The organism is Ferrovum myxofaciens (assembly GCF_000735045.1).
Taxonomy (GTDB): domain Bacteria; phylum Pseudomonadota; class Gammaproteobacteria; order Burkholderiales; family Ferrovaceae; genus Ferrovum; species Ferrovum myxofaciens.
In genome coordinates this window covers 1-22,028 of record NZ_JPOQ01000027.1, presented here as the reverse complement: position 1 = coordinate 22,028, position 22,028 = coordinate 1, and the positions used below count along the sequence as shown (strand labels likewise).

Annotated in this window: 20 protein-coding genes and 2 tRNA genes; 20 read left to right on the top strand and 2 right to left on the bottom strand. The window is 55.6% G+C overall.

Annotated features, from left to right (window positions below):
- Window positions 1-20: 20 nt before the first annotated feature.
- The 16 genes from IV91_RS0105235 (at window position 21) to IV91_RS0105160 (ending at window position 16,806) form a co-directional block, all read left to right on the top strand.
- Window positions 21-1,166, top strand: coding sequence for a secretin N-terminal domain-containing protein (locus tag IV91_RS0105235; RefSeq protein WP_084189930.1), 1,146 nt, complete (start codon window positions 21-23; stop codon window positions 1,164-1,166).
- A gap of 2 nt (window positions 1,167-1,168) precedes the next feature.
- Entirely contained in the window at window positions 1,169-2,599 is a 1,431-nt protein-coding gene (locus IV91_RS0105230) for a GspE/PulE family protein (protein WP_031596598.1), read from the top strand.
- Window positions 2,596-3,807 (top strand): type II secretion system inner membrane protein GspF, encoded by a 1,212-nt coding sequence (gene gspF / locus IV91_RS0105225; protein WP_031596597.1) that lies wholly within the window; start codon window positions 2,596-2,598, stop codon window positions 3,805-3,807. Before IV91_RS0105230 ends, gspF begins: the two co-directional genes overlap by 4 nt.
- A 72-nt stretch (window positions 3,808-3,879) precedes the next feature.
- Window positions 3,880-5,604: an acetolactate synthase 3 catalytic subunit gene (locus IV91_RS0105220; protein ID WP_264753746.1), complete on the top strand. Its 1,725-nt coding sequence runs from the start codon at window positions 3,880-3,882 to the stop codon at window positions 5,602-5,604.
- 18 nt (window positions 5,605-5,622) lie between these two features.
- A complete protein-coding gene (gene ilvN, locus IV91_RS0105215; protein ID WP_031596595.1) occupies window positions 5,623-6,114 on the top strand; it encodes an acetolactate synthase small subunit in 492 nt (163 codons plus the stop codon).
- A 30-nt stretch (window positions 6,115-6,144) separates the two neighbouring features.
- A complete protein-coding gene (ilvC, locus tag IV91_RS0105210; RefSeq protein WP_031596593.1) occupies window positions 6,145-7,161 on the top strand; it encodes a ketol-acid reductoisomerase in 1,017 nt (338 codons plus the stop codon).
- 1 nt (window position 7,162) lies between these two features.
- Complete coding sequence (locus tag IV91_RS0105205; protein WP_031596592.1) at window positions 7,163-7,828, top strand: phosphatidylserine decarboxylase; 666 nt, start codon at window positions 7,163-7,165, stop codon at window positions 7,826-7,828.
- Entirely contained in the window at window positions 7,825-8,637 is an 813-nt protein-coding gene (pssA, locus tag IV91_RS0105200; protein ID WP_051862120.1) for a CDP-diacylglycerol--serine O-phosphatidyltransferase, read from the top strand. The genes IV91_RS0105205 and pssA overlap by 4 nt, the downstream gene beginning before the upstream one ends.
- Window positions 8,634-10,319, top strand: coding sequence for a gamma-glutamyltransferase (gene ggt, locus IV91_RS0105195; protein WP_035417200.1), 1,686 nt, complete (start codon window positions 8,634-8,636; stop codon window positions 10,317-10,319). The genes pssA and ggt overlap by 4 nt, the downstream gene beginning before the upstream one ends.
- A gap of 81 nt (window positions 10,320-10,400) precedes the next feature.
- Window positions 10,401-11,705 (top strand): trigger factor, encoded by a 1,305-nt coding sequence (gene tig / locus IV91_RS0105190; RefSeq protein ID WP_031596589.1) that lies wholly within the window; start codon window positions 10,401-10,403, stop codon window positions 11,703-11,705.
- A gap of 79 nt (window positions 11,706-11,784) precedes the next feature.
- Window positions 11,785-12,399, top strand: a complete 615-nt coding sequence (clpP, locus tag IV91_RS0105185; RefSeq protein WP_197456393.1) for an ATP-dependent Clp endopeptidase proteolytic subunit ClpP — start codon at window positions 11,785-11,787, stop codon at window positions 12,397-12,399.
- A gap of 37 nt (window positions 12,400-12,436) precedes the next feature.
- Window positions 12,437-13,693, top strand: coding sequence for an ATP-dependent Clp protease ATP-binding subunit ClpX (gene clpX / locus IV91_RS0105180; protein WP_031596587.1), 1,257 nt, complete (start codon window positions 12,437-12,439; stop codon window positions 13,691-13,693).
- Between the two features lie 71 nt (window positions 13,694-13,764).
- Complete coding sequence (gene lon, locus IV91_RS0105175; RefSeq protein ID WP_035417195.1) at window positions 13,765-16,203, top strand: endopeptidase La; 2,439 nt, start codon at window positions 13,765-13,767, stop codon at window positions 16,201-16,203.
- Window positions 16,204-16,341: 138 nt separating this feature from the next.
- The gene (locus IV91_RS0105170; RefSeq protein ID WP_031596585.1) at window positions 16,342-16,614 is read left to right on the top strand and encodes an HU family DNA-binding protein; all 273 of its coding nucleotides are present in this window, start codon (window positions 16,342-16,344) and stop codon (window positions 16,612-16,614) included.
- A gap of 8 nt (window positions 16,615-16,622) precedes the next feature.
- Window positions 16,623-16,698 (top strand) — tRNA-Val (locus IV91_RS0105165).
- 31 nt (window positions 16,699-16,729) lie between these two features.
- Window positions 16,730-16,806, top strand: a tRNA-Asp gene (locus IV91_RS0105160).
- Window positions 16,807-16,920: 114 nt separating this feature from the next.
- Here the strand turns inward: IV91_RS0105160 and IV91_RS0105155 are convergent.
- A complete protein-coding gene (locus IV91_RS0105155) occupies window positions 16,921-18,069 on the bottom strand; it encodes an outer membrane protein assembly factor BamB family protein (RefSeq protein ID WP_160171523.1) in 1,149 nt (382 codons plus the stop codon).
- Between the two features lie 26 nt (window positions 18,070-18,095).
- On the bottom strand, window positions 18,096-18,986 hold the full coding sequence (locus IV91_RS0105150; RefSeq protein WP_197456391.1) for a creatininase family protein: 891 nt from the start codon (window positions 18,984-18,986) through the stop codon (window positions 18,096-18,098).
- Window positions 18,987-19,223: 237 nt separating this feature from the next.
- On the opposite strand from IV91_RS0105150, the gene IV91_RS0105145 reads away from it, so the two are divergent.
- The 4 genes from IV91_RS0105145 to IV91_RS0105130 form a co-directional block, all read left to right on the top strand.
- A complete protein-coding gene (locus IV91_RS0105145) occupies window positions 19,224-20,015 on the top strand; it encodes an LPP20 family lipoprotein (protein ID WP_031596578.1) in 792 nt (263 codons plus the stop codon).
- Window positions 19,972-20,352 (top strand): hypothetical protein, encoded by a 381-nt coding sequence (locus IV91_RS0105140; protein ID WP_150112392.1) that lies wholly within the window; start codon window positions 19,972-19,974, stop codon window positions 20,350-20,352. The genes IV91_RS0105145 and IV91_RS0105140 overlap by 44 nt, the downstream gene beginning before the upstream one ends.
- Before the next feature lie 3 nt (window positions 20,353-20,355).
- On the top strand, window positions 20,356-20,934 hold the full coding sequence (locus IV91_RS0105135; protein ID WP_031596575.1) for a hypothetical protein: 579 nt from the start codon (window positions 20,356-20,358) through the stop codon (window positions 20,932-20,934).
- A 200-nt stretch (window positions 20,935-21,134) separates the two neighbouring features.
- On the top strand, window positions 21,135-22,028 hold an 894-nt coding region (locus tag IV91_RS0105130; protein WP_200874330.1), incomplete at its 3' end, for a SurA N-terminal domain-containing protein.

The window sequence follows — 22,028 nt, the reverse complement described above, 5'->3', positions numbered from 1 at the left end:
GTGTATAAGAGACAGGATCTTTGCCGGCAGGCATGATCCAGGCCGATGTGGCCACCAATTCGTTGATCATCACAGCCAACGAACGGGTGTATCGCAATCTGCGGGAGGTGATCGATCGGTTGGATGCCCGTCGCCCACAAATTTATGTGGAATCCATGATCGTCGAGGTATCCAGTAACAAGACCGAAGAATTTGGGACCCAATTGCAGGGATTGCTGGGGGGTGGGTCCACCCAGGGATTTGCAGGAACCAACTTCAATGCCGGCAATCCTGGAGCGAATATCGTCACTCTGGGGTCTCAAACCAGCAGTCTGCTCAATCTGGGGGCCGGTGCCACGCCGCCTCTGGTGACTCCGGCGGCAGGCACCAATCTGGCGGTTCTGCATAGTTTCAATGGGGTGATGGGGATGGCCGCCCTCGTCCGGGCGGTGAGTCTCATCAGTGGCGTGAATGTCCTGTCCACGCCGAATCTGCTGACTCTGGACAACGAAACGGCACAGATCATCATTGCCGAGAATGTCCCCTTCGTGACGGGTTCCTATGCCCAGACGGGCATTACGGGTACCGTCAATCCCTTCACCACGGTGGATCGAAAGGATATTGGGTTGATTCTGCGGATTCGACCCCAGATTTCCGAGGGAGGGTTGGTCAAGATGCAAATCTATGAAGAATCCTCGGCGCTCGATGCCACCACCCTCAACAACATCAACGGTCCGAGTTATACCAAACGTTCGGTGGATTCCAGTGTCCTGGTTCACGATGGGCAATTGATCGTTTTGGGGGGGTTGCTGTCGGACAATTATTCGGATTCCATGGAAAAAACCCCGTGGCTGGCAGAGATTCCCTACCTTGGTGTGCTTTTTCGCTACGAATACAAAGCCCGTATCAAGGATAACCTCATGCTGTTCCTGCGCCCCTACGTCATTCGCACGGCAGAACAAAGTGATGCCCTGACCAATGACCGGTATGGCTGGACGCAGGAAATGAGGGATGGAGCACCACGTAATGTCCGCATTCTTTCCAATGAATCCTTGACTCCATTGACGCCGGCTCAGGGGTCGGGGGCCCCCTTTGTGGATCCGCTCCATGCTTCGCCTCTCCCCACGGCTACTCCTTTGCCGGGTGGGGATTCCAATGCAGTCCCTGCCGGGGCAGGGACACCCTGAGCATGTTGGAACCTTCCGTTCTGACCCCGCTGGCGGCCCGTTTGCTGCCCTTCGCTTTTGCCCGTGCGCAGGGCGTGTTGGTCGTGGCCCAGCAGGCGGGGGTTACCGAGATCTGGGTTCATGCAGGAACCCAGCCGACGGGAGTGTTGGAGGTGGGTCGTCGGTATGGGGCATTGGTTTGTCATACCCTGACCACGCCGGAATGGAAGAAGGCCTTGAGCGAGGCTTATCGGGCGCAGCAAGGCGAAGCGGCTCAGGTGGTGGGTGAGGTGGAGGAGGAAGCCGACCTGTCGCGTCTCATGCAGGACTTGCCCGAAGTGGAGGATTTGCTCGATACACAGGATGATGCGCCCATCATTCGGATGCTCAATGCATTGTTGTCCCAAGCGGCACGGGAAGGCGCCTCGGACATCCATATCGAAGCCGCAGAAAGGGAGTGCGTGGTGCGTTTCCGGGTGGATGGAACTCTGCGCGAGGTGGTGCAACTCAAGCGGGCGCTTCATGCAGCGCTCATTTCCCGGCTCAAGATCATGGCCCAACTGGACATTGCCGAAAAACGTCTGCCCCAGGATGGCCGAATCGCGCTCAAGGTGGCGGGCAGGGCTGTGGATGTACGGGTTTCGACACTTCCTACGGGGTATGGGGAACGGGCGGTTTTGCGTCTTCTGGAAAAGGACCTGGAGCGACTGGATCTGGCGCGTCTCGGAATGGCTCAGGATACCCTGGTATCCTTCGATCAACTGGTTCATCGTCCCCACGGTATCGTGCTGGTCACCGGGCCCACCGGGAGTGGGAAAAGCACGACGCTCTATGCTGCCTTGCTGCGCCTCGATCGCCAGACTACCAATATTCTGACGGTGGAAGATCCCATCGAGTACCACATCGACGGAATCGGTCAGACGCCGATTAATCCGCGCATCGACCTGACCTTTGCGCGCGCCCTGCGTGCGTTGCTCCGTCAGGACCCCGATGTCATCATGATCGGCGAGATTCGCGATGCGGAAACCGCTCAGATCGCGGTGCAGGCCAGTTTGACGGGGCACCTGGTGCTGGCGACCTTGCATACCAATGATGCGGTCAGCGCCCTGGCCCGCCTCGTTGACATGGGAGTGGAGCCCTATCTGTTGTCCAGTTCCCTGTTGGGGGTGCTGGCCCAGCGCCTGGTCCGGCGTTGCTGCAGCGCCTGTGGTGGAAGCGGATGTGAGGTCTGCGGCCAGAGCGGGTTCCGGGGACGCATGGGCATTTACGAATTGCTGGAAATCACCCCCACTCTGCAGACCCTCATTCATCAGCAGTGTCCGGAATCTGAAATGCGCCTCCAGGCCCTTGCTTCCGGCATGCGTACATTACAGATGGATGGACAGCGCTGGGTGGAAGGGGGGCAGACGACGGCCGAGGAATTGTGGCGCGTGACCGGTACCGGTGATTCATGACCCACTACCGGTTTGAAGCCCTGGATGATTCGGGGCAAAAGGAGCAGGGTACCCTCGAGGCCGATTCTCCCCGCCAGGCCCGGACGATGTTGCGCAGTCGCGGGTTGAGCCCGATCCGTGTGCGTGTGGAATCGATGGTGGCAGGAACAGGACTGGGACACTGGACACAACGCCGTTTTTCTGGACGAGAGCGTGTATTGATCCTGCGCCAACTGGCGGTATTGCTGGGTGGAGGAGTACCTCTGGACGAGGCGCTGGCCGGGGTGGCTGCCGAGGCCGACCGGGAAGGGGTGCGCCACAGGCTCCTGAAAGTTCGCGCTGAAGTGGTGGCGGGGAGCCCTCTGGCGCAGGCGCTGGGACAATTCCCCCGGGATTTCCCCAGTCTGTACCCGGCGCTGGTGGCGGCGGGAGAAAAAAGCGGACGTTTGGCCTGGGTGCTCGAGCGTTTGGCCGATTATGCGGCAGCGCAGGATCATCTAAGCGGCAAGGTGCTGGGTGCTCTGGCTTATCCCATCGTCCTGATGGGGGTGGCCACGGCCATCGTTCTGTTTCTGATGGGTTCCGTGGTGCCGCAAGTGGTGGGGGTCTTTGCCAGCAATCATCAAACCCTGCCTATTTTGACGCGGGTCTTGATTTTTTTGTCGGAGGGGATTCGTCACTGGGGAATTTGGGGGTTGGCGGGCATGGGCGTACTGGCGTGGGGAGGAGTGCATTTGTGGCGGAAACCCGCACTGCGCCTGCGTTGGGATCGACATGTCCTGGGTTGGCCTCTGGTGGGACGACTGGTGTTGAGTTACGATACCGAGCGTCTGGCCAGCACCCTGGCGATTCTGGTGGGGGGGGGCGTCCCTTTGTTGTCTGCCTTGCAGGGCGCGGCCCAGGCTGTTCATAACCGAGCCCTGCGCCAGGCGCTGCTGGAGGCTCTGGAACGGGTTCGGGAAGGCAGTGGACTGGCCCGCGCCCTGGAGGTGAGCATGCTCTTTCCGCGCACGCTGATGCAACTGATTCAGGCGGGAGAACGGACGGGACGCCTGGATGATCTGCTGACCCAGGCTGCCCGTCACGAGGGACAGCAATTGGAACGTCGCCTGATGCTGCTGACGACGTTGCTGGAACCCGCCCTGATTCTGGTCATGGGGGGGTTGGTGGGCCTGATTGTGCTGGCTATTCTGATGCCCATCATGGATTTGAACCAAATGGTTCAGTAATTGCCACAGTTTCTTTGATGAGCTTCTACTTGACCGGAGCGTAAGATCTCGCTAACCTACAAGGTTTCGGTTTTGAGTGAACAGGTCATGCAACTTAGTGGGGCAGAAATCACCATCCGTTGTCTGGAGGAAGAGGGCGTCGAGTATATTTTCGGATATCCCGGCGGAGCCGTATTATTTATCTACGATGCCTTGTTTCAGCAAGACAAGGTCAAGCACATTTTAGTACGGCATGAGCAGGCGGCGTTGCATGCCGCGGACGCCTATGCCCGGGCCACGGGTCGGCCGGGGGTGGCGCTGGTCACCAGTGGACCCGGGGTAACCAATGCGGTGACGGGCATCGCCACGGCGTACATGGATTCCATTCCCATGGTGGTCATTTCGGGTCAGGTCCCCACGGCAGCCATCGGTCTGGATGCCTTCCAGGAAGTGGATACGGTGGGAATTACACGTCCCTGCGTGAAACATAACTTTCTGGTGAAGCGGGTCGAGGACCTGGCAGAAACCATGAAGAAAGCCTTCTACGTGGCAACCACGGGACGTCCCGGGCCCGTCCTGGTGGATATTCCCAAGGATGTTTCGCAACAGGTGACCGAGTTCCTGTATCCGGCACAGGTCGAGATGCGTTCCTATAATCCGGGGGTCAAGGGGCATCCGGGGTTGATTCGTCAGGCCGTCCAGATGTTGCTCGAGGCCCGCCGTCCCATGGTATATGCGGGCGGGGGCGTGGTGTTGGGGGAAGCCAGTGAGTTTTTGACTCAATTGGTGCGCGAATTGGGGGTGCCCTGTACCAATACCTTGATGGGTCTGGGGTCTTATCCGGCCACCGATCCCCAGTTCGTGGGCATGCTGGGCATGCACGGGACCTATGAAGCCAATCTGGCCATGCATCATTGCGATGTGTTGCTGGCCGTGGGGGCCCGCTTTGACGACCGGGTTATCGGAAATACCCGCCACTTCTTCGTGGAGGGGCGACGCATCATTCATATCGATATCGATCCTTCTTCCATTTCCAAGCGGGTGCGGGTGGATGTCCCCATTGTGGGCGATGTGCGGGAAGTTCTGCAGGAGATGCTGAAACGGGTGGCAGAGACTCCGCAACGTCTCGATCCCGTCGCCCTGAAACAATGGTGGCATCAGATTGGAGAATGGCGTGCACGGGATTGTATGCATTATGAGCGCAGTGATACGCTCATCAAACCCCAGTTCGTGGTGGAAACCCTGTATCAGGTGACTCAGGGGGATGCCATCATCACTTCGGACGTGGGGCAGCATCAGATGTGGGCGGCCCAGTACTACAAGTTCGACAAGCCTCGCCGCTGGCTCAATTCCGGGGGGTTGGGAACCATGGGTTTTGGCTTGCCTGCAGCCATGGGCGCCCAACTGGCCTTTCCGGATCAGGTGGTGGCCTGCATTACCGGGGAAGCCAGCATCCAGATGTGTATTCAGGAATTATCCACCTGCAAGCAGTACCATTTGCCCGTTAAAATCATCAATTTGAATAATCGTTACCTGGGCATGGTACGACAATGGCAACAAATTTTACACGGCAATCGTTATTCCGAGTCCTACATGGATGCCTTGCCGGACTTTGTGAAATTGGCTGAAAGTTACGGGCATGTGGGTATTCGCATCGAGAACCCTGCCGACGTGGAAGGGGCTCTTCGTGAAGCCTTTGCGCTCAAAGACCGGGTGGTGTTTCTTGATTTCATGACCGATCCCACCGAAAATGTTTTTCCCATGGTCAAAGCCGGGCAGGGTCTCACCGAGATGCTGCTGGGTGCCGAAGACCTGTAACCGCTGAAAGGTTCCTCCATGCGCCATATCCTCTCACTTCTCCTGGAAAACGAAGCCGGTGCCCTGTCTCGGGTGGCTGGATTGTTTTCCGCGCGCGGCTATAACATCGAATCTCTGACGGTGGCCCCCACCGAAGATCCCACTCTTTCACGAATGACCATCGTGACCAATGGTTCGGCTGAAGTGATGGAACAAATCACAAAGCAACTCAACAAGTTGGTGGATGTGGTCAAGGTCTTTGATCTGAATGAGGGACGCCACATCGAACGGGAACTCATGCTGGTCAAGATGCGGGCCGAAGCTGGCGCGCGCGAGGAGATCAAACGCACAGCTGATATTTTTCGCGGACGTATCGTTGATGTGACCGACCAAACTTATACCATTGAGTTGACGGGGCCCCGTGATAAACTGGATGCCTTTCTCGAAGCCCTAGATCCCCTCATGATTCTGGAAACCGTGCGCACCGGAGCCTCCGGGATCGGGCGTGGGGACTGGATCATGCGGGTTTGAATTTGACAATTTTATACAGGAGAATTTGCCATGAATGTGTATTACGACAAGGATGCCGATCTTTCTCTAATCCAGAAGAGCAAAGTGACCATTATCGGTTACGGTTCCCAGGGACATGCCCATGCCAACAATCTCAAGGAGTCCGGGGTGGATGTGACCGTGGGGTTGCGCGCTGGCGGGGCCTCCTGGAAGAAGGCGGAAACTGCGGGTCTGAAGGTCAAGGAAGTGGCAGAGGCCGTGGCTGGAGCAGACCTGGTCATGATTCTGTTGCCCGATGAAAGCCAACCGGAAGTCTATCGTGACGCCATTGCGCCCAACCTGAAGGCGGGAGGTGCCTTGGCCTTTGCCCATGGCTTCAATATCCATTTCGGTCAGATCATGCCCCGTGCCGATGTGGACGTCGTCATGATCGCACCCAAGGGCCCCGGTCATTTGGTGCGTTCCACCTATATGCAGGGCGGGGGTGTGCCCAGTCTGATCGCCGTGCACCAGAATGCCAGCGGACGTGCCCGTGATCTGGCTCTGTCCTATGCCTCTGCCAATGGGGGCGGTCGTGCCGGGGTGATTGAAACCTCTTTCCGGGAAGAAACCGAAACCGATCTTTTCGGCGAACAGGCCGTATTGTGTGGTGGCGCAACGGCGCTGGTGCAGGCCGGCTTCGATACGCTGGTGGAAGCGGGTTATGCCCCTGAAATGGCGTATTTTGAATGTCTGCATGAACTCAAGTTGATCGTTGACCTGATGTATGAAGGCGGGATTTCCAACATGCGGTATTCCATCTCGAATACTGCAGAATATGGGGATTTGACCCGGGGGCCGCGCATCATCACGGAGGAAACCCGAGCCGAAATGAGACGTATTCTGAAGGAAATCCAGAACGGTCAGTTTGCCAAGGAATTTATTCTGGAAAATCGCGCCGGAGCTGCTTCCATGCACGCCATGCGTCGTCTCGGAGAAGAGCATCCCATTGAAAAAGTGGGCGCCAAACTGCGTGAAATGATGCCGTGGATTCGCAAGAACAAGTTGGTCGATCAAAGCAAGAACTAACTTGAATCCCAACTACCCGCATCCTTTGATTGCCCGCGAGGGGTGGCCGTACCTCGCGGGGATCGCCTTGGTGTCCCTGAGTGTGGAATGGGGACTGGGGTTTTTATGGGCCCTCCCGTTCTGGGTCCTGACCCTCTTCGTCTTGCAGTTTTTTCGTGATCCCCCCCGTGGGGTACCGGTGGGAGAACGGTTGATTCTGGCCCCCGCTGACGGACGTATCGTAGCCATCGTGCCTGTATTGGATCCCTGGTTGCAATGCCCTGCGGTCAAGGTCAGTGTGTTCATGAATGTGTTCAATGTGCATTCCAACCGCAGTCCGGTCCATGGCAAAGTGCGTCAGATCGAGTATCGTCCGGGACTGTTCGTGAACGCGGATCTGGATAAGGCTTCCGAGGCCAATGAGCGCAATGCCGTGATTCTGGATACGCCCTATGGTGCCTTGACCTGCGTACAGGTGGCAGGACTGATCGCTCGCCGTATCCTGTGCTATGTCAGTCCCGGCACTGAAGTGAGTGCTGGAGAACGGTATGGATTCATTCGGTTTGGTTCGCGGGTCGATGTCTATCTCCCCCCCGAGGTTCACATCCGGGTTGCCCTGGGGGATGTGGTCAAGGCCACGACCACGATCATGGCAGAATGGCCGGACCCAGAGGACAAGCCGTCATGAATGTCCCTCCGCCCGAAGAGCCCTCCGGGGTGACGGGGCCTGGCGCAACTCACCAGCGTCGGGGAATTTACCTGCTCCCCAACCTGTTTACCACGGCCTCGCTGTTTTCCGGTTTTTTTGCCATTGTTCAGGGGATGAACGGACATTTTGAATTGGCTGCCCAGGCCATTTTCATCGCCATGGTCCTGGATGGCCTGGATGGACGAGTGGCTCGCCTCACTCATACGCAGAGCGCTTTTGGAGCGGAATACGACAGTCTTTCGGATATGGTCTCCTTCGGTGCCGCCCCTTCTCTGGTCATGTACGACTGGGCGTTGCGCGGTATGGGTAAATTGGGCTGGCTGGCGGCTTTTGTCTACTGTGCCGGGGCTGCTCTACGGCTGGCCCGTTTCAATACCCAACTGGGGGTGGCAGACAAACGCTGGTTTACCGGCCTTCCCAGCCCTTCGGCGGCAGCTTTGCTGGCGGGTATGGTGTGGGTATTGCACTCCGACTACCAGTTGGAAGGGTCCCAGGTGGCCTGGGTAGCCTGGGTGATCACCTTGTTCGCCGGGTTGTCCATGGTTTCCAATATTCGTTTTTACAGTTTCAAGGATCTCAATTTGCGCCGCAGTGTTCCCTTTTGGGCCGCTTTGCTGATTTTGTTGCTGTTTGTCGTATTGAGTCTGGACCAGTCCCGCGTCCTCTGGGGGTTTTTCCTGATCTACGCCGTTTCCGGCTATGTCCTGTGGGCCACCCGTCAATGGCAAAAACGCCATTCCCGGCGGGGAGTCCCGGCAGAGACCACCAAAGATATCTCGTCCTCATGAAACCGGGTTGGCCACTCCTCAGAAAATGGTTGGGGCTGGGGATGCTGGGAATGTTTGTCGCGCAAAACATTTGGGCTGCCGGGGAAGCGGTCATTGCTGCCTCTCAACCCTTGGCTGCCGAGGCGGGTGCCTGGGCCCTGGAACGTGGCGGGGATGCCGTGGATGCCGCGGCGGCCATCCAGTTTGCCTTGAATGTGGTGGAACCCCAATCCTCAGGAATTGGTGGTGGGGCGTTTTTTTTGGTTTATCGGGCAGCCACCCATCAAGTTTACGCTCTGGATGCCCGTGAGGTTGCGCCACGGGCTGATACGCCGGATCAATTTGCGCACCTGGGTTATCTTGAGGCATCCACCAGCGGCATCGCAGTGGGGGTGCCCGGAACTCTGGCGGGTGTGGAAGCGCTACGCCATCGGTGGGGGCATCTGACTCTTGCCCAATCTTTGCAGCCTGCCATTGACTATGCCCAGAAAGGCATCATCATTACCCCCTATTTGGCCCATTCCCTGCAAAGTTCCCGGGCTGCGCTGCAACCAGAAGCCCGTACCTTGACCCAGGATACCCAAGGGCAGGTGCTTACCCTGGGTCAACGCTGGGTTCAACCGGAACTGGCTCATGCCCTGCGCCTCATTGCACGGGTGGGCCCCAAAGTGTTTTATGAAGGGGAAATCGCCCGTGCCATGGTCACTGCCCAGCGTCGGACGCGGGCAGGGCTGGCAGGTCAGGGGCGCATGTCCCTGGAGGATCTGGCGCATTATCAACCGGTATGGCGAACGCCTTTGGAAGGGGCGTATCGAGGGTACCGGATTGTGACCATGCCGCCCCCTTCTTCGGGGGGAGTGGCTGTATTGCAGGCGTTGCAAACTCTGGCCCCTTTCAAATTGGGAATGCTTCCAGGATTAGGGGCGGGAGATCCGGATGAAATACATCTGACCATCGAAGCGCTGCGCCTGGCTATGGCGGATCGGGCGCGCTGGCTGGGAGATCCCGCCGCCACGTCGATTCCTCTCGAACATTTGCTCTCACCGCTTTATCTGACGCAGCAATCCCAGCGTCTGGAACGAAACAAACGGATGGAGGAGGTGCTCCCGGGTACCTGGCCCGAGGGGACGAATACCACCCAGTTCACTGTGGTGGATCACGAGGGAAATGTAGTGAGCGTGACCAGTACCGTGGAAGCTCCCTGGGGCAGCGGGATTCTTGTTCCGGGGTATGGATTTTTTCTGAACAGTGAATTGACGGATTTTAACTTGAAACCCCAAGCCGGGGCCGGGGACCCCGGAGCCAACGATGTGCGTCCGCAGCGCAGACCCCGGAGCAGCATGGCCCCCACCTTGGTTTTCAAAGACAATCAGTGGGTAGCGGCTTATGGATCCCCAGGTGGCGTGAGCATCATCAGTACCGTGCTCGAAATGACCCAGGATTTGCTGGATGACGTATTAACCCCGGAAGCAGCCTTACGCCTGCCACGCTATGCGGTCATGGATGCACAGGGCCATACGCTGGTAGAAAAATCCCTTGCGCCGGCTGTCATCGATCAGTTGCGCGCCCGCGGGCATGACCTGACGGTAAGCGAAATACCTCTGGGTTCGGTGCAGTGGGTGGGTGAAAACCCACAAACCCATGAACGTCAGGGCGCCGCCGATGCACGGCGGGATGGAACCGTGATTCGCCTGTTGCCGTGAGAACGGGAATAGGGAGTGGTCAAGGGAGAAAGGTTTTCGTATAATGATCGGTTCAGGTCAATATTTTAAGGCAAGGTAACCATGGACAACCCGCACGAACATCCCCTCGAACGTCGTTTGCAATTGGCATTACCCCTGGCCATCGTACGCACGTTGGCAGAACAGCGTCTCAAAAAATTAGCACGGACGGTGCGTATGCAAGGGTTTCGTCCCGGTAAGGTGCCTTATCGTCTGGTGGTCCAGCAGTATGGTGTCCAGGTTCAGGATGAAGTGCTGAACGAGATGGCTCAGAGCCGCTTTGGTGAGGCGGTCCGTTCTCAGGAATTGAGGGTGGCGGGCCCCGCCCGATTTGAGGCGATGCCAACGGAACAGGCCGATACCTTCGAATTCTCGGCTGTTTTTGAGGTCTATCCCGAAGTGGTGGTGGGGGAGTGGACCGGATATACCATTGAGAAACCGGTTGTTGTGGTGAGCGAAGAGGACATCGAGCGTACCCTTGATGTCTTGCGGCGCCAGCGGGTTCGGTATGAAGCCGTGGAGCGGGTTGCCCAGAAGGAAGATCGAGTTTTAATCGATTTTACCGGGACTCTGGAGGGCGTGGAATTTGCCGGTGGCAAGGGGCAGAATGTACCACTGATTCTGGGAAACGGACGTTTTCTGGCGGATTTTGAACAGGCCTTGCTGGGGATGAGCGCGGGGGAAGAGAAAACCTTTCCTCTGGTATTTCCTGCCGATTACCCCTCTGCTGAACTGGCCGGCAAAACGGTTTCCTTTCATACGCAGGTGCGTGAAGTGGCTGCCCCTGTTCTCCCTGAACTGGATGAGAATTTCTTGCGTTCCGTTGGGGTCACGGAAGGCGGCGTGACGGAGTTGCGTCAGGAATTACGTTTGAATCTTGAACGGGAAGTTCGTCAGAAGATAGGTACGTTGGTCAAGGAACAGGTCATGGAAATCCTGCTTCAGGTAGCCCCCATTCCCGTTCCGCAGGTGTTGGTATACAACGAAATTCAGCGCATGCGCCAGAATACCCAGGAAGAAATGCAGGAGCAGGCCCCCAAAAGACCGGTGCCTGAAATGCCCGATACCCTGTTTGAGGCTTCCGCCCGGCGACGTGTGACTTTGGGTCTGATTGTAGCCGAATTGGTCAAACGGGCTGAAATTTCTGCCGGTGCGCAACAGGTTCAAGAACTCATCGAGGAAATGGCTTCGGCCTATGAACGCCCCGAGGAAGTGGTGCAATGGTACACCCAGAATCCGGCCCAGCGCCAGCAAGTGGAAAACCTGGCACTGGAAGATGCGGTGGTGCGTTGGGTGTGCGAACAAGTCTCGGTCAAGGATGTGGTGCGTTCTTTTGAAGACATGACACGCTCGGTTCAAGCAGGTTGAGGAATTTTTTGAACCCTGGGAAGTCAAACTCCGAAATCCCGGGTGAAAACCCGTCATAACCAATCAAATGGGGGAATACATGGATATTCAAGGGCTGGGGTTGGTCCCCACCGTAGTAGAACAAAGTGGGCGCGGCGAACGGGCCTTCGATATTTTTTCCCGCCTTATGAAGGAACGGGTGATTTTTCTGGTGGGCCCGGTAAATGATGGGGTGGCTAACATTGTCGTGGCTCAGTTGTTGTTCCTGGAGTCTGAAAATCCGGACAAGGATATTCACCTGTACATCAATTCGCCCGGTGGGTCGGTTTCTGCGGGGTTGGCCATTTATGACACGATGCAGTTCATCAAGTCTGATGTCAGCACCACCTGTATGGGCATTGCAGCCAGCATGGGCGCTTTTCTTCTGGCGGCTGGGGCTCCGGGCAAACGTTATGCTTTGCCCAATTCCCGGGTGATGATTCATCAACCCTCCGGGGGAGCGCAGGGTCAGGCTTCCGACATTGAAATTCAGGCCAAGGAAATCCTGTACCTTCGCCATCGTCTGAACGAAATTTTGGCTCATCACACCGGAAAACAGGTGTCGGACTTGGAAAAGGATACGGATCGTGATAATTTTATGAATGCACAGGAAGCACTCGACTATGGTTTGGTGGATCGGGTGTTGAGTCGACGTGGAGAAATAGCGAGTTCTTGAACGAGTTGATAGGGATTCGGAGAGTGGGTAAAGAGAAATGAGCGATAAAAACGGCGTCGAAAAATTACTTTATTGTTCCTTCTGCGGCAAGAGCCAGCATGAAGTGCGCAAGTTGATTGCAGGTCCTTCGGTATTCATTTGTGATGAATGCATCGAATTGTGCAATGACATCATTCGTGAGGAAATTCAGGATGCCGATGCGCGCCAGGTGAAGGCGGATTTGCCGACTCCTCAGGAAATCGCCGATATACTGGATCAATACGTGATTCATCAGAAACGGGCCAAGAAAATTCTGGCGGTGGCGGTGTACAACCACTACAAACGCTTGCGCCATCAGGGCAAGGACAAAGAAATCGAGTTGTCCAAGAGCAACATCCTCCTGATTGGTCCGACGGGTTCCGGCAAGACCTTGCTGGCCCAGACACTGGCTCGATTGCTCAATGTTCCTTTCGTGATTGCGGATGCCACTACCCTGACGGAAGCGGGGTATGTGGGTGAGGATGTTGAAAACATCATCCAGAAACTGTTGCAGAAATGTGACTATGATGTGGACAAGGCGCAGCGAGGGATTGTGTATATCGATGAAATCGACAAGATTTCACGCAAGTCCGATAACCCCTCCATCACCCGTGACGTTTCCGGAGAAGGGGTGCAACAGGCCCTGCTCAAACTGATCGAAGGGACCACGGCTTCCGTGCCTCCTCAAGGCGGACGCAAGCATCCCAATCAGGAGTTTGTGCAGGTGGATACCACCAATATCCTGTTTATCTGTGGTGGTGCCTTTGGTGGGCTTGACAAGGTCGTTCGAAACCGATCGGATCGATCAGGTATCGGTTTTGGCGCGGAAGTGATGGGAAAGGATGATCGAGGGTTGACCCAGGCATTGTCAGAAGTGGAGCCGGAAGATCTGATCAAGTTTGGCCTGATTCCTGAATTTGTGGGGCGCTTGCCGGTGCTGGCAACTCTTGAGGAACTGGATGAGGAGGCTTTGATCCAGATTTTGACGGAACCGAAGAATGCACTGACGCGCCAGTTTCAGAAATTGTTTTCCATGGAGAACGTGGAACTGGAATTTCGTCCCGGCGCACTCCAGGCCATTGCACGCAAGGCCCTGCAACGCAAGACCGGAGCCCGCGGCCTGCGTTCCATCATTGAACATGCGCTGCTGGATACCATGTTTGAATTGCCGAACCGTCAGAATGTCAGTAAGGTGGTGGTGGATGAAAATTGCATCCTGTCGGAGGGTGCCCCCCTGCTGATCTATGCCGATACACAAAAAGTGGTGGGGGTTTAGGCCGTCCCTCTTGAAACCTCTGAGGATTTCCCCCATCTGTTGTTAGGTTCAACTTTCAGAGGTTATCTCTTATGAGTACAGTCACTCAGGAATCCGTGCAATTACCTCTGCTCCCTCTGCGGGATGTGGTTGTTTTTCCACATATGGTCATTCCTCTTTTCGTGGGTCGCCTCAAGTCCATTCGCGCTTTGGAGTTGGCCATGGAAGCGGGCAAGAATATTCTGTTGGTGGCGCAGAAATCCGCCTCCAACGATGATCCCGGAGTGGACGAATTGTATGACGTGGGGAGTATTGCCACGATCCTTCAATTACTGAAACTGCCCGATGGTACGGTCAAGGTTCTGGTGGAGGGCGTTCAACGGGTGACGGTGAGTGAGGTTACTGAACCCAATCAATCCCATTTTCTTGGGGTGGCAACACCCATCAAGGAATCTTCCAGCGAGCATTCGGAACTGGAAGCCCTGCGTCGAACCTTGCTGGGGCAGTTTGAGCAATTTGTCAAACTGAACAAGAAAATTCCTCAGGAAGTATTGAGTTCTTTTTCCAGTATCGAAGATGCGGGACGTCTGGCAGATACGGTGGCTACCCATGTTCCTTTGAAACTGGAACAAAAACAGGAGGTCCTGGCTCTTTTTGACGTGCGTAAACGTATCGAGCAATTGCTTTCACTGCTGGAAAGCGAAATCGATATTCTTCAGGTAGAAAAGCGCATCCGAGGGCGTGTCAAACGGCAGATGGAAAAAAGCCAGCGCGAATACTACCTCAATGAACAGGTCAAGGCCATCCAGAAGGAGTTGGGAGACAACGAAGATGGTGCGGATATTGAAGATCTGGAAAAAAAGATCCGTACGGCACACATGTCCAAGGAAGCTCAGACCAAGGCCGAATCAGAACTCAAGAAATTGCGTCTGATGTCGCCCATGTCCGCAGAAGCCACGGTGGTGCGTAACTACATAGATACCTTGGTGGCGCTGCCCTGGAAAAAGAAAACCCGGGTCAGTTCGGACCTGGCAAACTGTGAAAAGGTTCTGGATCAGGATCATTTCGGCCTGGATAAGGTCAAGGAACGGATCGTCGAATATCTGGCCGTTCAGGCACGGGTGGATAAAGTCAAAGCCCCTATCCTGTGTTTGGTGGGGCCACCGGGGGTGGGGAAAACTTCTCTGGGAAAATCCATCGCCCGTGCCACCAATCGCAAGTTTGTACGCATGGCCTTGGGCGGAGTACGGGACGAAGCGGAGATTCGCGGACACCGTCGGACCTATATCGGTGCCATGCCGGGGAAAATTCTGCAAAGTCTGACCAAGGTGGCAGTGCGCAATCCTTTGTTTCTTCTGGATGAAGTGGACAAGATGGGGCAGGATTACCGGGGCGATCCTTCCTCGGCTTTGCTCGAGGTTCTGGACCCGGAACAAAATCATACCTTTACCGATCACTATGTGGAAGTGGAGTACGATCTGTCGGATGTGATGTTTGTTGCGACAGCCAATACCCTGAACATTCCCTCTCCTCTGCTGGATCGTATGGAGGTGATTCGACTGTCGGGGTATACGGAAGATGAAAAGATCAATATTGCACGTCAATACCTCTTACCCAAACAATTGAAGGCCAATGGGTTGAAGGAAGATGAGATTTCGGTGGCGGAGGGTGCTTTGCGGGATATCGTCCAATACTACACACGGGAGGCAGGTGTGCGTGCCCTCGATCGTGAAATTGCGAAGATCTGCCGGAAGGTGGTCAAGTACCTGCTTTTGTCGAAGAAAACAGGGAAGGTGGCGGTGACTTCACGCAATCTGGAAAAATATTTGGGCGTTCGTCCCTACACCTTTGGGGTGGCAGAAAAAACCAATCAGGTGGGACAGGTGACAGGCTTGGCCTGGACGGAAGTGGGCGGTGAATTGTTGACCATCGAGGCGGCCCGGGTACCCGGAAAGGGGAAAATGACCACCACCGGGAAACTGGGAGAAGTCATGCAGGAGTCCATCCAGGCCGCGCTCAGCGTGGTGCGCAGTCGCGCTACACGCTTGGGCATCCATCCCGATTTTTATGAAAAATCAGATATTCATATCCACTTGCCTGAAGGCGCGACGCCCAAGGATGGACCGAGTGCGGGGACGGCCATTACCACTGCCATGGTGTCCGTGCTGACGGGCATACCGGTGCGGGCCGATGTGGCCATGACCGGTGAGATTACCTTGCGGGGTGAGGTGTTGGCCATCGGTGGTCTCAAGGAGAAATTGCTGGCCGCGCATCGGGGGGGGATTCGGACCGTTTTGATCCCCCAGGAAAACTGTAAGGATCTGGTGGAAATACCAGACAACATCAAGGGACGCCTGGAGTTACATCCCGTCCGTTGGATTGATCAGGTTCTGGCCCTGGCATTGGAACGAGAACCGGTGCCCTTGCCGGAGGCAGGTGCAGGAGAATCGATCCCCCCCGTTCCTGCGGCAGCGACGCCCTTGACGCCCCACGGGGAAGTCGTGGTCACCCCTGCGGGCATCACGCATTAATTTGTAACAACTCGCCGGAAAATGGTTGACAGAGGACGCGTTGCCCCTTATAAAGGGCGATGCGTCCTGTAGTGAAACATCCCGTGCAGGATGATGAGGGCTGTTGTTGTTCCTAACTAACAATAAGGGGTATTCCAGGTGAACAAAAGTGAACTGATCGAACAGATGGCTGAGGCGGCAGACATTTCCAAAGCGGCTGCAGGACGGGCTCTGGAGGGAGCCGTCAGCGCTATTCAGTCGACGCTCAAAAAGGGCGGACAGGTTTCTCTGGTCGGGTTTGGGACGTTTCACGTGGGGAAACGGGCAGCGCGTACGGGACGTAATCCCAGTACAGGGGAAACCATTCAGATCGAAGCTGCAAAAGTTCCCAAATTCAGGGCTGGTAAAGTGCTCAAGGATAGTGTAAACTAGCGGTCTTTGGGTGCTTAGCTCAGTTGGTAGAGCGTCGCCCTTACAAGGCGAATGTCGGGGGTTCGAGCCCCTCAGCACCCACCAAGTACCGGGTCATTCGCCGGTCAAAAGTTAAGGAGTGGTAGTTCAGTTGGTTAGAATACCGGCCTGTCACGCCGGGGGTCGCGGGTTCGAGTCCCGTCCACTCCGCCAATAAAACAAGCGGGTCAGCAGAAAAACTGCTGACCCGTTTCCATTTCGTTTGAGGTGGCCTCCATAGTCATGACGTGAAAACTGGATATTCGACCACCAGCGTGGTCGGGTATCTCAGTGTGTTGTGTGCCAATCCCGAAACACATCGATATCAATTCCATCCGGGTTGTTCAGTTGTCCCGGACCGTTTCCGGGGTGATCTGTAACCCCGTACTGCCAGATAATCTGTTTGGTCTGACGGTCGATCACTATGACCCGATGGCGGTAATCATCATTCAGGATGACATCCCCGTTGGGAAGTTCCTGAGCCAGAGAGGGATGATTGAGCATGCCCTCACCCTCCTTCACAGAGTAATCCCAGGTTACCTTGTGTCGTTTCGGATCAAAGAAAATCACCCGACCTGGTTTGCTGTAATCGGCCACAATGATTTGACCGTCGTGGGCGGGCATGGCATCCGATGGATAGTGCATTCCAAAAGCCCGGGTAGCCCAGACCACTTTTCCGTCACGGGTGACTTGAGAAATCCAGGCTCCTGTAATTTCGGTAATCAGGATATCGCCGTTATCCAGTTCGGTTACTCCATTGGGTAATCCCAGAAATCTTGGGGGGTCATGACGGCAATTGGCATTTCGGCTCCAAGCCTCGCCCTTGCGGCCGGGCTTTCCCCATTGAACCTTGATTTTCGAAGTGTCCCGGTCCAGAAACAGAATGCGGCAGTTTCGAATGTCGGCAACCAGAATGGTGCCATCTTTCATGACATGGGTATCATCCGGAAAATTCATGTATCCGTCAGCAACACCGGGAACATCTGGAACGCCGTAACTCCATGCCAGTTCACGCTTGTCGTAGTTGATCAGGTGAATATCCTGATTGTCCTCTTCACTAATGGCCAGCAAATGCCCATCGGGTGAGAAAAATACATCATCGTTGTCGTGGTAGATTTTCAGATTGGGTGAACCGAATTGCCACAGGATCTCCTTGTTGGGAGCCACTTCGATAAGCCGGTTGTTACGCCGATCAGCGATGACCACTGGATAGGGTAGTGGCTTGCCCCAAGAGGGGGTCGGGGCGCTCCGGCTACCGGTCACGGGAGGTGGGGTTCCCTCGGTGGGATCGGCGGCCAGGGTGGCAAGACTCAGGCAGGCCAGAACTCCAGCAACCAGGGTACTCCACAGGAGAGAAGTCTTGATGAACCTGTCAGATTGAATCGGTATGGGTCTGCCTGAACGGAAGGATTGCATGAAATGAGATCCTTTAAGCATGAATAGGTGATTGTTTCCATCGGGTCTTAGCGGGATGGATCCAAATTTTTCTTCGAACTGCCGGGGTTCCTGAAAGGGGCAGAATCGAGGGGAGGAAGTTTGCGAATGGCCTGCACGGAAGCTTCCACAATCCGCTTTACGCCTATTTCCCCCAGTTCCTCAGTGGCGGCACGGGGGTCGCCGCGAACCCCCTCTTGTTCGGATGGTTTTTTATTCCCGCCAAGTTGGTCCACACGCACCAGTTTGGGATCAATGGCCAGTGCCAGTGAAGTATCCAGAAGACCAGCATGAACCCCGATCTGGGCCTCGTTGAACCCTCTGGCCTTCAGATCTTCTGCAAAGGTCGTCTGACCTGCCTGGTAATACTCAGACAAAGCATAAACCCGACAGGAGGGGTCTGAGGCCCACTCTTGGTTCAACTGCCGGGCGGTTTTTCCGATGATTTTTTGATAACCTCCATGATCCCCCAGAAAAATGATCCGATGGAATCCGTGTTGTTTGAAACTGCGGGCGGCACCTTCCAGCAACGATTCAAAGGCGGAGACCGGAATGGAAATTGTACCGGGAAATCGCATGTGGGAAGTCGGTGGATGAATATCTCCTTCCGGGACATAAGCCACAACCGGTGCGACAATGGCATTGCCCAGTTCCCTGGCGATCATTCCTGCCAGTGCTTTGACGCGCACATTGTGTTTCCCCAAAACCATATGTGCTCCACTCTGTTCGGTTCCCCCAATAGGGATCAGTACGGTGGTGACACCCGCCAGCACACGCTCATGCAACTCGGGGGATGTCATTTCCTCGAGGTAGACCGTGGGCAGGGGTTCCTTTGCAGCCACGACCCGTGCAGACACTCCCCCGAACATCGTCAGGAGGATGAAAGGAGCAATGGCCTGCAGGGCTTTGGAATACATCATTGGAAAAAGATGTCAGCGTGACGGTATATCAATCCATTGTACAACTTAATGAGGAAAGATCGAGTTCTGGTTGAAAGATCGGAAAAAAAAGGTATCGGCGAAGCAGGAATCCGGCATCAGACAGTTTCATGGATGATTTTTCGTAACTGACGAACTGTCATACTTGTAACCTCATGTGTCTGGTTTGTTGTTGCGCTTCCTGTGTACAATGAGCAAGCGCAAACTCTTGGGAGATCCATGATGAACAAGAAAGTCATTGCCCTGTGCGTGCTCAGCGCCCTGGTTGTCCTGTCCGGCTGCTCAAGCACCAACAGCATGAAAGAAACCGCTGCGGATGAGGCTGCTGCCGTGAAAATTCATACGCAGGCTGCTGCAGATCAGCGGGCGGCTGAGCAGAAGCGTCTTGAAACCAATATTTCCAAAATTCCGGAGTGGGCGATACAGGCTCCACCCCCTGACGATAACGGCGTTTATGCCGTGGGTATTGGCGAGTCTGACAAGATCCGCCTGGCAATTCGCAAAGCCATGCTGGATGGTGAATACGGATTGGCCAAAAACTACAACCAACTTCTCTCCGGTTCGGAGCGACAGTATTCGCAGGCTAACAGCGGTGACTATAGCCAGTCTCAATACACCCAACTGATCGACAGCTTGGTCAGTCAAGTGCCCATTGTGGGGTTCGAGGTTATCCACCAGAATGTTCGCCCGGTGGATGGGGCATATACGGCCTATGTTCTGCTGAAATTACCCTACAATCAGGTGAATCGCGTCCTTCAGGAACGCGGGGCCAGCGCATCAAGCGAAGATATCAAGCACTCCTTCGATGAATTGTCCGGGCGGCTGAATAAATTGCAGAAACAGAATGCACAACAGGTCAGCCAACCTTCTCCGGGGATTCCTCCAGGAATCCCCTTCACCACCACCACCGTGATCGAGTCGCCGGTTCCCCCGCCTGCCCCCATTGTGAGCGAGGGACCGGGTCCGAATGATGCACCGCCTCCCCCTAACCCCGATCATGCGGGTAACTAATCTATTGATCGCGCTGCTGGGAGGAACCACCTTGAGCGTACAAGCCGGGTGGGAGTCGGCAACCCATGGGGTCATGGTCTCCGGGCGCATGGCTTTTCCGGGTTGTGCCCCGGTGCATTATCCGGACGCGCGCAAGCGTGCGATCATCGATGCACGGCGTAATATGGCTCGGGCAAAGAGCCTGTCGGTGGGGGGGAGCGAACAGGTCAGTGGCGAAACTTACACCCGCACCGTTCACGAAGTTGCAGAAGGGGGCGTGCCTCCCGTGGAGATACTGGAAGAAAAAACCATTACAGGTCAGGAAGGGAGCCTGTATTGCGTACTGCTGGGGAAATGAATTTTGATCACCCCTCTGAAATTCAGGTCGACGGGGGCAGCAGTCATGCTCTTCCTGTGCGTGTTCTCCGCTGAAGCGGGAACCTGGACCCGCAATTATACTGTGCAGTACAACATGGGTGAGACGGACAGTCGCAGCAGGGCCCGGCAAAATGCCATGGATGAGATTCGTGCCCGGGCGCTGCGGGAAGTGGGCGCGTACATTGAAACCCGGACCACCCTGAAGAATGACGATCTTCAGGAGGAAACCAAGGTCATTACGGCATCCATGGTCAAAATCGTCGAAACCAGTGAGCATTTCTCGTTGCTGAAAGACGGACACGAGCAACTGTCGGTGACCGCACGGGTCACCGTGGACGAAAGTGAACTCAAGGCGCGCATCCTGGCGGCGCAGCATGATCGGGCTGAAAAACAGGTACTCTTGGACCAACTCACCGCACAAGAGCGCGAAAATGCCGTGCTGGAAGCACAGTTGGGGAGATCGAAGGGATCCTCGATGAACATTCCGCCCCCTCCGCCGGGATGGTGGACCGGGGAAAGAAGTCAAAAATCGAATGTTTCATCCCCCCCGCCTCCTCCCTAGTTTTCCCTCTGGCTTCTCTGAAGGAACGAGGCGAGGAGTTTAGTTGTTTTTGGACTATGAAACGGCTATAATCGCCCGTATTCAATGAGTTTTGGTGTCGGCCTGTTACGCCGGGAATCGCGGATTCGAGTCTCACACGCTCCGCCAAAACAACAAAGGCCGTTGAGAAATCAACGGTTTTTTTGTTTCGAGAGGTTCTCATGCTGGATGGTTTTCGTTCGTTGTCTCAAACCTGGGTTGCCAAGGTGGTGCTTGTTCTGATCACCGTGCCTTTTGCCTTGTTTGGTCTGGAATACTACCTGCGCCAAGGCGGTGGGGGGGGTGCGGTGCTGAAAGTGGATGGCGTGGCCATTTCGCAGTCAGAGTTCCGCGATGCCCTGCGCAATCAACAGCAACAGATGCAGAATGCAGGGGGAGTGGATTCCGCCTCTTTGAGTTCTCCGGCGCTGCGTTATGAAGCCATGAACGCGCTGGTCAATCGCCAGTTATTGCTCAAATATGCCGACGATCACCATCTGACCATTCCGGATCAATTATTGGTGGATGAAATTTCACGGGTGGACGTGTTTCAGGAAAACGGCAAGTTTTCTCAATCCCGTTATGAGCAAGTGCTCCGCGCTCAGGGGATGACGCCCGCTCAGTTCGAGAAGCGTTTGCGCGCTGACCTGAAATTGCAACTGGAACAGGAATCCCTGACTACTACGGCATGGGTGCCTGAGCAAAGCCTTGATGCCTTTCTCAAACTGGATGGACAGATCCGCGCCGTGTCCACCGCAACCCTGGATTCGGCCCAATTTTTGGGTAAGGTCAAGCTGGTCGCCGATGCGGTCAAGAAATACTATGAAGCGCACCCGAATGAATTTCGTATTTCCGAACAGGTTTCCATTCAATACCTGACCTTGGCAGCGGATCAATTGGCGGCGGCGGTGACGGTTCTACCCGAGGAATTACGCAAGGCATATGCGGATCCCGCCAACCAAAGTCGCTGGACCGGGCAGGAAATGCGCCGGGCACGTCATATTCTGCTCACCATCCCCAATGGAGCCAGTCCAGCCCAACGACAGTCGATCAAACAGCACGCGCAACAGTTACTG